The 12,383-nt window shown below is 68.1% G+C and carries 9 protein-coding genes and 3 pseudogenes; 7 read left to right on the top strand and 5 right to left on the bottom strand.

Annotated elements, in window-relative coordinates; all coding sequences use genetic code 11:
- Positions 1-714: SPDY domain-containing protein (locus tag JXZ78_RS39705; RefSeq protein WP_238783715.1), on the top strand; the 714-nt coding region annotated here is incomplete at its 5' end.
- 79 nt (positions 715-793) lie between these two features.
- On the opposite strand, the pseudogene JXZ78_RS39700 reads toward JXZ78_RS39705, so the two are convergent.
- Positions 794-1,714: pseudogene (locus tag JXZ78_RS39700) on the bottom strand (ATP-dependent DNA ligase); the annotation flags it as partial.
- Between the two features lie 407 nt (positions 1,715-2,121).
- Here JXZ78_RS39700 and JXZ78_RS39695 point away from each other — a divergent pair.
- Positions 2,122-2,760, top strand: a complete 639-nt coding sequence (locus JXZ78_RS39695) for a ScbR family autoregulator-binding transcription factor (protein ID WP_238783714.1) — start codon at positions 2,122-2,124, stop codon at positions 2,758-2,760.
- 39 nt (positions 2,761-2,799) lie between these two features.
- On the opposite strand, the gene JXZ78_RS39690 is transcribed toward JXZ78_RS39695, so the two are convergent.
- Both JXZ78_RS39690 and JXZ78_RS39685 read right to left on the bottom strand, forming a co-directional pair.
- Positions 2,800-3,033 carry a hypothetical protein gene (locus JXZ78_RS39690; RefSeq protein ID WP_157851467.1) on the bottom strand — a complete coding sequence of 78 codons (234 nt, stop codon included), beginning with the start codon at positions 3,031-3,033 and terminating at the stop codon, positions 2,800-2,802.
- 222 nt (positions 3,034-3,255) lie between these two features.
- The gene (locus JXZ78_RS39685; protein WP_238783713.1) at positions 3,256-4,149 is read right to left on the bottom strand and encodes a DUF5655 domain-containing protein; all 894 of its coding nucleotides are present in this window, start codon (positions 4,147-4,149) and stop codon (positions 3,256-3,258) included.
- A gap of 1,952 nt (positions 4,150-6,101) precedes the next feature.
- On the opposite strand from JXZ78_RS39685, the gene JXZ78_RS39680 reads away from it, so the two are divergent.
- The 5 genes and pseudogenes from JXZ78_RS39680 (at position 6,102) to JXZ78_RS39660 (ending at position 10,965) form a co-directional block, all read left to right on the top strand.
- Positions 6,102-6,497 (top strand): hypothetical protein, encoded by a 396-nt coding sequence (locus JXZ78_RS39680; RefSeq protein WP_030018035.1) that lies wholly within the window; start codon positions 6,102-6,104, stop codon positions 6,495-6,497.
- 2 nt (positions 6,498-6,499) lie between these two features.
- Positions 6,500-6,718: a hypothetical protein gene (locus tag JXZ78_RS39675; protein WP_030018036.1), complete on the top strand. Its 219-nt coding sequence runs from the start codon at positions 6,500-6,502 to the stop codon at positions 6,716-6,718.
- Positions 6,719-7,865: 1,147 nt separating this feature from the next.
- Complete coding sequence (locus JXZ78_RS39670; RefSeq protein WP_030018037.1) at positions 7,866-8,930, top strand: hypothetical protein; 1,065 nt, start codon at positions 7,866-7,868, stop codon at positions 8,928-8,930.
- 112 nt (positions 8,931-9,042) lie between these two features.
- Positions 9,043-10,320, top strand: a pseudogene (locus JXZ78_RS39665) (IS701 family transposase).
- A 180-nt stretch (positions 10,321-10,500) separates the two neighbouring features.
- On the top strand, positions 10,501-10,965 hold the full coding sequence (locus tag JXZ78_RS39660) for an SRPBCC family protein (protein WP_030018038.1): 465 nt from the start codon (positions 10,501-10,503) through the stop codon (positions 10,963-10,965).
- A gap of 147 nt (positions 10,966-11,112) precedes the next feature.
- Here JXZ78_RS39660 and JXZ78_RS39655 read toward each other — a convergent pair whose 3' ends face one another.
- Positions 11,113-12,027, bottom strand: coding sequence for a 4-(cytidine 5'-diphospho)-2-C-methyl-D-erythritol kinase (locus tag JXZ78_RS39655; RefSeq protein WP_030018039.1), 915 nt, complete (start codon positions 12,025-12,027; stop codon positions 11,113-11,115).
- Positions 12,024-12,383, bottom strand: a pseudogene (locus JXZ78_RS39650) (1-deoxy-D-xylulose-5-phosphate reductoisomerase); the annotation flags it as partial. The gene JXZ78_RS39655 and the pseudogene JXZ78_RS39650, both read right to left, overlap by 4 nt.

The following is a 12,383-nucleotide window of genomic DNA, read 5'->3' as shown; positions in this document are numbered from 1 at the left end:
ATTGGACACCAGAGACGGAAAACCTCGGCTCTCGCCCGCTCCCCGCTCACGCATAACCGCTGGTCACTCGTGACCAATTGGACACGGAACGGGGGAACCTACAAATCCCTCACCCGGCGGGCCGAGTTCACCCACGACTCCGCCCCCAGGGACACGGCCTGGGCCTTCGCCGTCTACGGCTCTCCCGTCGGCGACCGCCTCTGGCATGCCACCGCCAGCGCCCGGACGCCCGCGGCCCTCGTCCGTATCCTGCTCGACGCCCTCACCTCCCCGGACGCGCACCGCCCCAGACCCCAGAGCAACGGGCCTGGACACGCCCGCGCCACAGGCTCCGAACCAGCCCTGGCCACGGCAGCCTCCACCTTGCTGGAAGCGGGCTGGCAGCAGACGAGCTACACCTGGGGCAACCAGTGGACACCGCCCAACGGCGACGGCGCCGGCCTGCGCTTCGACGCCCGCACCACCCGGACCTCCGACAGCCTGCCGGGCTGGACCGCCTGGGCCGGCACCAGCACCGACAGGCCCACCTGGCGCTTCCGACTCTCCCTGCACACTCCCGCCACGGTCCTGGAGGAACTCGCCCACGAACTCAGCCATGGGCACATCACCCGTCGGCTGCCCTCCACCGGCTCACCGCGCCGGACCCACCACACCGCACCGGCACCCGCCCTCCCGCCCCAGCCCCCCTCACCCCGCGCCTCCCGGACACGCTGAGCGCCGCTTCACATCCCAGCGTTCCGAGAGCCAGGCCGGGCAGACGGACCGGGACCTGGCCAGCACCGCCTGGCCGGGCTCACCCGGCCGAAGGTCCGTTTCCCGACCCAAACAACGCAACGTCCGACGTGGTCATATCCGGCCGCAGACGCTGTACCCGCACCGGGTGGCGCCACCGGCCCGCTTCAACAGCCGTATCCCCGCTGACCTCCACCACCAGCTCCGGAGCGACCAGCGTGACGCGCAACGTCTCACGCGAGCCCCAGCCAGCAGAAAAGACGCGTCCGCGCCAGGGATGGCCAGCAGCAGCGGGCAACAGCTGCGCTCCCATCTCCCGGCTGAGCTGACGAGCAAGCGGTGCGCTGCGGCCCACGAAGCGCAAGTTTTGTCGCTCATCCAACCGGGCGAGCAAAACGCTGGCGGGACAGTCCAACGTCCCAGTGATCGCCCCGGTAATGGCTTCCGTCGTGTGCCGGGTGCGGACCTTTATCCAGCCTCGGGCTCCCGGCCTATATGGTTGTCGTACGTTTTTCGCCACGATGCCTTCGATCCCCGCGGCAGCCCACTCCTGCATCCACCGCCTGGCCTCTTGCCGGTCGTAGGTCACAGGGCACAGAGTCCATGGCGGCGTCAGGCGCCATTCCTCGAAGAGAGCCTCAAGCCCGTCTCGGCGCTGCCTATAGGCGCGTTCGGTCAGGTCTTCACCGGCACGACGCAGAAGATCGAAGGCCACAAAATGAGCCGGGCTCTGCGCGATTTCGCGGCGCACCGCTGCCGGCCTCCTGTTCAGCCGTCGTTGCAGTCGGCCGAAGTCCAGTCGCCCTCCATACCAGATGACGACTTCGCCATCGAGGAGCACCTCCTCGGGAAAATCGCGTTGCGCAGCCTCTGCGATGTCACTGAACGACATGGTCAGCGCAGTGCCCTGGCGCGACTGCAGGTGCACCGTTCCGTCAGCCGTGCGCTCCAGAATGCAGCGGAACCCGCCCACTTTGCTTCGAAGCCATGTTCGCCTACCGGTGGAAGGTCGGTGACGGGCTCGGCCAGTATCGGAACGAAGTCACGCATCGCCATATCTGGACGCCTATCACTATCCGACAGGGAATGCAGGACCCCATGCCGGACCCCTCGGCAAGTTCACCGCTCTTGTTGCACGCCGGCCCCCTCACGCCGGACCAGCTCCTCTCTGAGCAGCAAGCCTTACGATGTACCACTCACCTCGGGTAAGCGCTGCCGGGAGAGCCGCATGCCCTGCCCCCGAGGATGCGGTCGCGAGCCTTCAGCCAGTCCAGGAGCCGCACTCAGACAGCGCTCTGACCACATTTGGGGAGCAACATTCACAGAGCGTGAGCTGCGCCTGAACCCCCACACCCTTCCCCCTGTACACCTTCCGTACCATGCCTAGGGATGACGAAAGAGACGGTGCAGTCAGTGCACGAGCGAGCAGTCGCAACGCGCGAAAGGATCATTCGAGCAGCTTCCGAAGTGTTCGATGAATACGGCTACAGCGGCGCAAGCGTCAGCAAAATCATGAACCGGGCTGGAATCACCCCCGGCGCACTGTATTTCCACTTTTCCGGCAAGCAGGCTCTGGCTCACGCGGTCATGGTTGAGCAGGGCAACGGGCTGGAATCTCCCCCCGGAGACGATGGCCTGCAGCGCCTCATCGACATCAACCTCTACCTCGCAGGCGAGCTGCAGACCAACTCGCTGCTGCGCGCCGGCGTGCGGCTGGCCGTCGAGCAGGGCGAATTCGGCGCTCCGGACGATACCCCGTACCAATACTGGGTCGCCCAGTTCGCCGAGCAACTACTCGCCGCCCAGGAGAAGGGCGAACTGCTGGCGGACGTCGACGTGCACGAACTGGCCTGGACGCTGGTCAGCTCCTATTCCGGCACGCAGCTCCTTTCCCAGATCTCCACCGGCCGCTCCGACCTGTACCGACGTCTGGTCGCACTGTGGCGCTACCTGCTGCCCGGTATCGCCACCCCCGCCGCCCGTTCCCGACTGTCCTTCAGCAACCAGTGGGACCAGTCAGCGACATGACGGAAGGCCCGCCGGGCCGGCCCGCCTCAGACACCGGGGCTAACCGGGCCTGCTCACCCAGCGGATGACCAGGGCGCAGGCGAGCCCGAGGACCGTAAAGATGCCGGCCGTCTCCAAGCCCCACCGGACCCAGGCGAGCCACTGATCAGTGAGGGCGGCCAGCAGGAGGCCACCCGTCAGCGCCAGCACGGCCATGATGCAGGCGAAGACGGCCACCCGGGCCCCCTGCGACAGGGGGCGATCCCACCAAGACGGTGAGGGTTCAGAACGCATACCGTGACACTCCCTTCGTATAGGCGACAGCCGGGTAGGCGCTCGATGCACCACGCGCCTACCCGGCGCTTTGTATCAGCGGCTCCCCGGTCAGCCAAACCGGGAAATCACCGCTTCACTGGAAATCCACCGCCACTTCTGCCCCGTCGTCGAAAGGCAACCGACACCAGACCTGCCCACAACTTCCTCCCCGGCCGGAACGACGCCCTGCAGCGTCTCGCGCTACGCCGCTGTGTAGCTGAGACGGAACAGGTCCCTGGCCCGCTCCAGATCCCGCTCCGAGCACAGTCGGACCTCCAGGTCACCGGTGCCGTGGTGGCCCAGCCCCGTCACGTCCCGGGTCAAGCCAGGCACCAGGCCGGCCTCCTGCGGGTCGGCCTTGAGGTAGACGAGCAGCTTGCTCTTCTGCGGCGGGCACACGCAGGCGAAGTTCCGCAGCCGCCGGTACGCCCGGTAGAGGCGGTTCTCCGTCTTGGTGATGTCCGGCCCCAGACCCAGCAGCATCTCATCCACCGCGGCAGCCAGCTCCGCCATCGCCCCCTGCGACAGGTGCCCGCGCGTCTTCGCGCCCGCGCGGGCGCGCCGGGCCGTCCCGGATGCCGTCGCCTGCCCGGTGACGGAGGCCACCGTCTCCAGGCCGACGAGCTGCTCGCCGTAGAAGCGGTAGCGGACCAAGTCGATGCTGCGCCGGTGCTCGCGCACGGCGTGCACGTCGTAGTGGGTGAAGTCGCCCGCCACGCAGATCAGCCGCGGCGCGCTCCACCGCACCCGGCAGGCGGCTTCCGCCCCCAGGCGCGCGCGGACCAGGTGGCCAAACTCGGCCCGGTGGTCCATCAGCCACGCCAGGTAGAACAGGCCCTGGTTGATCACTCCTGCGTCTGTGCCGCGCTTGTACTCGACGACCACCGGTGCGTCGTTCTCATCGAGGCCCAGCGAGTCGATCCGTCCGCCGTGCACCGGCCCGGTGTTGTACTCGCTCGCCAGGAACCGCACGCCCAGCATCGTCTCCATGTGCGCCTCGATGAGGTGCTGCACATCCGCCTCGACCTCAGCCAGACGCGGCGCGACCTCGGCCACGTTGCCGTTCATCGTGTGGAACAGCTTCAGTCCCGTCACCTTCCCCTCTTCGACTCCGCAACCTGCAACGCCTGCGAGGGCCACGATTGTTTCTGCGGAGGGCCGCGAATCGGTGAAGATGATGTGAGAGCCTGACAACGGGCACTCAGACCTCTCGTGTCCCCCAGACATCGAAAGCCTGCCGTTTCCCCATGCGTCCCCCACGCCCCGGAGGACAGCTCGGGAAGAGCACGTTTGCCCAGGTCAGGCGCCATGCACTCGATGATGGATCGAGTGCCTTCTAAGCACCAGCTCCCTGCACGCGCCAACCGATGTGCGAACCTATGGTGTGACCAAGACGACCGGCTAGAGCCTGCCCCCTCGTCCTGGCGTGGCAGGTCATTTGACGTCCGCTTGCCGGTACAGCCGCTTTGCAAAGGAGGCAGGCCCGCCACGGCCTGCCGACCGGCTGCAGCGAACTCTCCCTGCCCTGCGTCGCGGGAGTTCTGCGAGCGAGGTCCGGGGCGAGCACCCCACAGCTGACGCCCCCTCCAATACCCGACCAGCCGCGGGACGGAAGTACCCCGTTCACACCAAGCCGCCCAGAGCCCGCCTGCGCAGATGCCCCGACCCGTCCGGTGCGTAGGCATACTCGTGCAGACGGCCAGGGGCCCTTGTGGAGCAGGAGCAATAAGGTATGCCAGAGGCGCGGTGTAGGTCCTGTGCCCGTCCGCTCCTGAGGAAGGCCGCCCGAGGCGCCGAGACCACCGGCTACGGCCGGCCAGACAATGGGCGCGCTACACGGGCAGTTGATGTCCGGCGTGATGCGTAGGCGAGTTGTGCACAGACGCCGTACATACTGGCTCACGAGCCCCGGGGCCCCATGGGCATGCCCGTGGAGCCCCGGTCTGCCGGATGGATGTCCGGTTGCTCACGCTCGCGGTTACTGACCTCGCCTCGTTAGGGTGATCCTCGGTGATGTCGTCGTCCTTCCCTAATACTTGAGTGTGTTCTAGCGACTTAAGGGAGGGTGCAGTGGCTGCGTGGCAAGTGGCAGAAATCTCCGTGACTCTGCGGCGCCTCGGCAGTCGGCCGCACGCAATCACCCTCAACGGGTAATACCTTGACCCGAAAGTGATGTCAACGGCGCATACACAGATGACGTCGCACGCCGTCGCGCACCGGAAGGGCCGAGTGCACCGACAGCAACCGCTCCTAGAGCCAGCGGCCTTGCCACGGCCTGGACCGACGGGTGGAGTGGATACAGGCGGCAGGCCCGGTCTGTACCGCAACCACTGGCTGGGCCGGTCAGTACCGCACACGGGATGCCCGGCCTGCCGCGTACAGCACATGCGCACAGCGCCGTGCGACGATTCCCGGTGCGCGAAAGAGCCGCCGCACACCCCGATGCCCGGCCGCGTAGGCGGAGCGATCCCCCGGCCCGGATGCTGCGCCCGACCGTCACAGCGACCCGGATCGTGCGCCTGCACCAGAGGCGACGGGTCTGGCCCTGCCGGTGAGGAAACGCGCCAACGCCCGTCAGGGAGCGTTCACTGGCCTGGCTCGCCTGCGCGGTAGCTGAGACGATGCCTGCTGCCGGACGGACCAGGGTGAGGCAGCGCGGATTGCCCGCCCACCGCCCGCCGCCCGCCGCCCGCCGCCCGCCGCCCGGTACGGAATATCTTGCACCGCCGCCCCGGCGCGCAGCCGCGCCCCGCGCCCTGAACGCCCCTCGCGGGCACGCAGTCAGGCGGCGTGTGCCTCACGTCCGTGGCCGTGAAGGGGGTATCAGCCGGTCGGGGGCCGTTGGGGCCTGGTGCAGCCCTGCAGGCGTAGCAGGAGGAGGACGCGTTTGACGGGCCGCAGACGCCGGTCGGCACGCCATGGACTCCTTTCGGGTACAGCCCCGGCCCTCCTTGTGGTCGGCTCCCGCCCGTGTGACAACCATGAGATGACCATTTCGGGCCGGAGCCGCCGCTGCCGGCCCTGGGCCCGTGAGGAAAGGGCCTCGCGTGACCGTCTGGGCCGCCACCACTGTCGTGACTGTCGCGCACCGCCACGACCGCGTCACGGATCAGGCCAAGATCCCCTTCGGAACCCGCTTCGGGCGCTGCCTTGCCCGGCACCTGGACGGTCTCAAGGAGGAAGATCGCACCGATCCGGTCGCCTTCGCCATCTGGGCCTGGTCCGTAGCCACCGCGCCGGTCATGAGGCCCGACTACGTCTGCATCCGGCCCGACCTGAGTTCCGTACGGCTCATCCGGTCGCAGGACAACGGCCGCCTCCTGGTGAGGTCGGCATTCCCGTTCCACACGGGCAGCTTGCTGCCGACGCCCGTCCGCCGTATGAGGTACGCGACTGGGAGCCCGAAGGACCGCACTCCCGGGGCGCAGGGCCCCGGCGCCTGAAGGTGCCTGAGGACGAGTCACGGCCCGCGCTGCTGCTGTCCGCCACCTTGCGCCTGCCCGCGAGCGACGGGGCCCTGCACCAGCCCGCCGGAGCCTGGGCCTGCGAGGAACGGCTGATCGACGATGCCGAGCAGGCCGTCGCCGCCGCCGCGAAGCACATCAACCGCGTCGCCAGCCGCCGGATCGCCGCCCTGCTCGGCGATGAAGCAGGCCGCTGGTGACCGGCCGAACAAGAGTGCCGGCCGCACCTCGCCACGGCTCAGTGGCCGTGGCAGCCGCAGACTTGCCTCTGCGGTGCTGGTGCAGGCCCGGCCGGCCAGTGCAGCATGTCCGGTTTGTGGTCATGAAAGGCGAGAGCTGTCTGTGGTTCGAGCCGGGCCAGTATGGCGTGAGCTCAGTCAGGTTCGGCTCTGGTCGAGCGGCAACGCTTGGGCGGGCGCACTGTGCCCGGCCGGTGCCGGATGCGCGGACACGCCGGTGCCGCGCCCCGCCGACAGCGCCACGCGCACGGAGTGCGCCGTCCACCAGCCCCTGCGCTCCCCCGCGCTCCTTTGAACGCCTGCGCCTGCTTCCGTGCACCCTGGATGCTTCCGCGCTCCGTCACCATCTCTGGCGCCGATCGCGCACCTTGTCTAGCGTTCTGAAAAGGCGCGTCAGTCATGCACCACACCGCGACCGGTGGAGGGAGACGGCATGTTCAGACAGCCCGCCCCCAAAAATCCACGGCACCTCGGGCTGGGCCGCGCGCCGCAGCAGACCGATAGTTGAATCTATGGCATTGGTGTTTCCGGGGCGAAAGCAACATACTCAACCAGTCTTCTGAGGGCGAGAGCATCAACCACGCCATCATGACGTGTTGGCAGAGCCATCTGCGCCAAAGCTGGAGCACGGGCGTGCCGGCCGATCGGCATGAGGCAGATCAACTGATGCGCTTGCGTAGCCTCCCCCTTCCGTAACGCCGAAGCGCCGCTCGCTCCGATTCAGCGCCCGGCTCGGGAGTGGCCGACCCTGGGAAAGAGCGGACGGTACTTGGCCAGAAAGGGCCACACGCCTCCCGGCGCATGGAAATTACGCCGCCTGAAGCATCTTCGAGCGGCATGGCATCACACTCGATGTGCTGTCTCCATGTTTGCCGTCGGCAATCTACGTAGTGCAGTGAACGCCCAGGAATCCGCCCAAAGGAGCCTGAGGTAACGCATCCACCGGTGGCGGCATCCGAAACGACCGCCGACCCCGCCCGACCCCGCCCCGCCGGGAGGAGGGAAGAAACCCAGCCAGGCGGGCCGTTGGGCAAAAGGAAGACACCGACACCGCACCGAATTCCCGCAAAGGCATTCAGGCATCACCTCGCCAGAGGAAGGACAACCCATGAATCACAAGACGATCCTCGACCCGGCCGGGATCGAGCAGAAGATCAACAAGAGGGTCTCCGTAATCATGGTTCGTTATTCCGGGGCACCCTCTGAACGCACGGACTGGGAAATGGGCCTGAAGACCTCGATGGAATGGCTCATGCACTGGACAGCCCTCACTGAAGAAAGCTGGAACGACCTGGCCGCCTACATTTCGTGCGCACTCCTACTGGACAGGCCATGGCTAGCGGACAAGACGCTCCACCCGATCACTGCTCACCGGATTTACGGCGAGACATTCGGAGATATCGCAGCCAGGATCGCGGGGGACGACAGTCAAGCGGCGTCTATCCTGACGGAAGGGATGGATGCGTGCTACGCGGCTGCCTGCCAACGGCATGAAGCTCTGAAGGCAATCGAGTCGATCAACCCCCTGGCCGAACAGCACGCCTACGAACGCTACATGAACCTGAAGGCTTTGGACGGCGGGGGGCTCCACGTTCTCTATGCACTCCTCGCGGCCGGCGGGGTTCCGAGTACGGACTGGGACCCAGGGTACCTTGATAAAGTCATGCAGGCGTGCACGCTAACTCACGACATGCTGGCCCTGGCGCGCCATGCGCACGAAAAAGAAAAGATGAATCTCTTCCGACTGGGCGGGCGCACTGACGCAGAAACCTTGAAGTCGGCGTTCGCGCAAGTACTGTCGCTTCAATATGACGTGATGAGCGATTCACGTGTTCCGCAAAAGATGCGAGACGTGTGCCTGCAATACGTCACCGGGCATGTTTCCAGTCATCTCTGGATGGCGCGTTACGGGTTGCGCTCGCTCGTGACTAACGCTCTATCAGGAGTGCAGTCAGCGAAGTTCGAGGACTCGGGGAACACGTCACACTACCGAGTGGGGAGCTCGAGCCTCCCCTCCCAGCAGGGAGAGGAGAATGCGGAACCCCAACACGTAGGTTCGTTCCCGCGTGACTCTGCTCAGGCGAGGCACACCATCGAGAACGCTGACCTGTGCGTGGATGACCAGCCCCCAGGGCAGCGCGTGGACAGTTCCGCGGCAGAACCCCGACACTGAATCGGCCCGTCTCCCGGCAAAGGCTGTACCGACACAGTTTGCTAAGCGTTCTGCCTTTAGTAGGACTTCGTTAGGTCTTCTGGTTCGTGCTGTGCGGAAGCATGTTGGATGTGTGGACACGCGGCAGGTAGCAGGTGTGCGAGCCGAGCTGGCGGCGTTCGTGGCGGAGGTGTTCGCGTCGGTGCCGCGGCGGGACCAGCGCGTGAAGGGGAACTGCTGTCTGCGGGGATTGATACTCGACGGGCGCCGTAAGTCCATCCAGGCGATGGCCGGCCGGCTGGAGGGCGGCAACGAGCAGAACCTGCAGCAGTTCGTCAACCAGTCCACCTGTGACCCGGGCCCGGTGCGGCGGCGGGTCGCCGAACGGATGACGGCGCTGATCAGCCCCGAGGCGTGGGGGGTCGATGACGTGTCCTTTCCCAAGGAGGGCCGGATGGCGGTCGGCGTGGCCCGTCAGTACTGCGGTGTGCTGGGCAAGCGGGCCAACTGCCAGGTCGCGGTCAGCGTGCACGCCGTCACCGCCGCGGCCTCCTGCCCCCTGCAGTGGCGCCTGTTCCTGCCGCAGGAGTGTGCCGACGGCACCGGGCGCCGCATCTCGTGCAAGGTGCCGGCGGACGTGGGACACCGCGCAAAGTGGCTGCTCGCGCCGGACATTCTCGACGAACTCACCGCCTGGGGCCTGCCTCCACGTGTCGTGCTCGCCGACGCGGCCTACGCAACCAACGCGAGCTTTCGAACTGCCCTCACCGAATGTGGTCTGGATATGTGCTGGCCGTCGGCGCCCGCGTCACCGCCCACCCCTTCGACGCGGTGCCTGAGGCCCCCGCCCGCAAAGGCCCCAACGGCTGCTGGCCCCAGCCCCGCTACCGCCAGGCACCCCTGACCGTGGCCGCCCATGCCGCCCGCCTCGGGCGCGATGCGTTCACCCAGCTCACCTGGCGCCAGGGTTCCCGCGGCCCGATACATTCGCGCTTCGCCGCCCAGCGCGTGCGCCCGGCCGGCAACTCCGTCGCCCGCCCGCTGCGGGCCCGAGCCTCGGCCGGACAAGGCTGGTGAGACGGCCTCCTGCCCGACCTGTGGTTACTGGCCGAATGGCCCACCGATGCCGAAGAACCCACCGCGTACTGGCTCTCCAACCTGCCCGCCGAGACCCCGCTGGAAGACCTCGTGCACCGGGCCAAGCTGCGCTGGCGCATCGAGCGCGACTACCGGGAACTCAAGCACGGCCGGGGCCTGGACCACTTCGAGGGACGCTCCTGGCCAGACCGGCACCACCACGTCCCCCTCGACCGCTGCCCACGCCTTCCTCACCGAGCGGCGACTCTACCCAAGAGCGAACATGTCGGCCTCACGCTCTACCGCGTCCTCGACCTGCTCCAGGACGTCCTGAAGTGCTGGACCTGCACCACCTGCAACCGCCCGCCACCAGCGCAAAAAACAATATCCACCCAAACCGCGGCGGGTTCCGGCCAGCTCACGCCGACCGGAAGAAACGCCGTGTGGCAGGCGCGGTGCAGGGCACTCGCCACCGGACGAATACCACAGGCGTGGACACGGATCAAGGAGTGATATGGGTACGGTCAAGGAATCGGTCGAGGTCGCCGTTCCGCTCCGGGCGGCCTACAACCAGTGGACGCAGTTCGAGGAGTTCCCCTCGTTCATGGAGGGGGTGGAAAGGGTGGTTCAGCTCGATGAACGGCATACCCACTGGGTGACCAGAATCGGTGGCGTGCAGCGGGAGTTCGACGCCGAGATCTTCGATCAGCTTCCCGACCAGCGGGTGGCCTGGCGCACCACGGGCGGCGAGGTCCAGCAGCAGGGGGTGGTCACCTTCGACGCCGTGGCACCCAGTCGCACACGGGTGCATCTGACGCTGAAGATCCAGCCGGAGGGGGCGGCGGAGAAGGCGGCGGATCTGCTCGGCATCCTGAGCCGTCAGGCCAGGGGTGACCTGCAGCGGTTCAAGACGTTCATCGAAAAACGCGGCACCGAGACCGGCCAGTGGCGTGGCCGCATCACCCCCGGCGACACCTGAACTGAAACCGCCAACGGCGGCGGCGCAGGTGTGCCGTGCCGTGCCCGCCGCCCTGTGTCCCGCAAGACCGCGGGGCAGATGTCCGGGCGCACGGCGGCCGGGGCAGCCCCGCCCCGCGCCCTCCGGAGATGAGGTGCTGATATCGCGTCAGGTGGCTCGGTGAGCGACGATGTGGGCTCCTGGGACGGGGCCTGGGGCGGCCCGGGCGGTGCGGCAGGTGCCGGAGGCCAGAAGTGCTGCGCGGACCGTGGTGGCGGATGCGGCGTCGCGGGTGAGGAAGGCTGTCGTGGGGCCCGAGCCGCAGACCAGTGCGGCGAGCGCCCCGGCTGCCGTGCCGGCGGCCAGGGTGGCGGCCAGACAGGGGCGCAGGGACAAGGCCGCGGACTGGAGGTCGTTGGACAGGGCGGGCGCGAGCGCGGCCGCGTCGCCGGTGCGCAGAGCCTCGAGCAGACGTGGCGACGCTTGCGGGGCCGGCACGGCCTGACCTTCGCGGAGGCGGTCGAACTCGGCGTAGACGGCCGGGGTGGGCAGGCCGCCGTCGGCCAGCGCGAAGACCCAGCACAGCGTGCCGCTCACCTCCAGCGGCGTCAGCAGTTCACCGCGGCCGCGGCCCAGTGCCGCCCCGCCGGCCAGCGGGAACGGTACATCGCTGCCCAGTTCGGCGGCCAGTGACAGCAGCTCGTCACGGGAGGCGCCGGTGCCCCACAGCCCGTTGCAGGCCATCAGTGTGCCGGCCGCGTCCGCGCTGCCGCCGGCCATGCCGCCCGCGACGGGGATGTCCTTGGCGATGTGCAGGTGCACGTCGGGCGCGATGCCGTGGCGGGCGACGAGGAGCTGTGCGGCGCGGGCGGCCAGGTTCGTACGGTCCAGGGGGAGGCGGTCGGCGTCCGGGCCGGAGGCGGTGATGCGCAGCGTGTCGGCCGGGGTGGCGGTGACCTCGTCGTACAGGCCGACGGCCAGGAAGACGCTGGCCAGGTCGTGGAAGCCGTCGGGGCGTACGCCGCCGATGGCGAGCTGCACGTTGACCTTCGCGGGCACCCGCACCGTGACGGGCTTCCTCATCGCTCGCTCCCGCAGCGGCTCTCCACCGGGCGGGCTGTTGCCGCTGGGGCGGCCAGCTCACGGGCGCGGGCGCGCGCCCAGGTTTCCGCCTGCAAGACGTCCGCGACCGTCAGGGAGGTTCCCCGGGCCGGCGTACCGTGCTCCGCGACCACCTCGGCGACCGTATCGACAATTCCTGTGAACGGCAGCCCGCCCTTCAAGAAAGCGTCGACGCATTCCTCGTTGGCGGCGTTGAAGACGGCCGGCGCGGTGCCGCCCAGGTCGCCGACGTGACAGGCCAGCGGCACGGACGGGAACGCCTCGGTGTCCAGCGGCAGGAAGTCCCACTGGTGGGCCCTGGTCCAGTCGATGCCGGG

The sequence above is a fragment of the Streptomyces monomycini genome, from assembly GCF_022271435.1.
GTDB classification, from domain to species: Bacteria; Actinomycetota; Actinomycetes; order Streptomycetales; family Streptomycetaceae; genus Streptomyces; species Streptomyces monomycini.
Note: the sequence above shows the minus strand (reverse complement) of the source record. Positions and strands in the feature narration are given on the sequence as shown.

Excerpts from the sequence above, each read along its gene's own strand:
- JXZ78_RS39655 (WP_030018039.1), bottom strand. The coding sequence starts at position 12,027 with ATGAGGAAGCCCGTCACGGTGCGGGTGCCCGCGAAGGTCAACGTGCAG.
- JXZ78_RS39670 (WP_030018037.1), top strand. The coding sequence starts at position 7,866 with ATGAATCACAAGACGATCCTCGACCCGGCCGGGATCGAGCAGAAGATC.
- JXZ78_RS39690 (WP_157851467.1), bottom strand. The coding sequence starts at position 3,033 with ATGCGTTCTGAACCCTCACCGTCTTGGTGGGATCGCCCCCTGTCGCAG.
- JXZ78_RS39660 (WP_030018038.1), top strand. The coding sequence starts at position 10,501 with ATGGGTACGGTCAAGGAATCGGTCGAGGTCGCCGTTCCGCTCCGGGCG.
- JXZ78_RS39695 (WP_238783714.1), top strand. The coding sequence starts at position 2,122 with ATGACGAAAGAGACGGTGCAGTCAGTGCACGAGCGAGCAGTCGCAACG.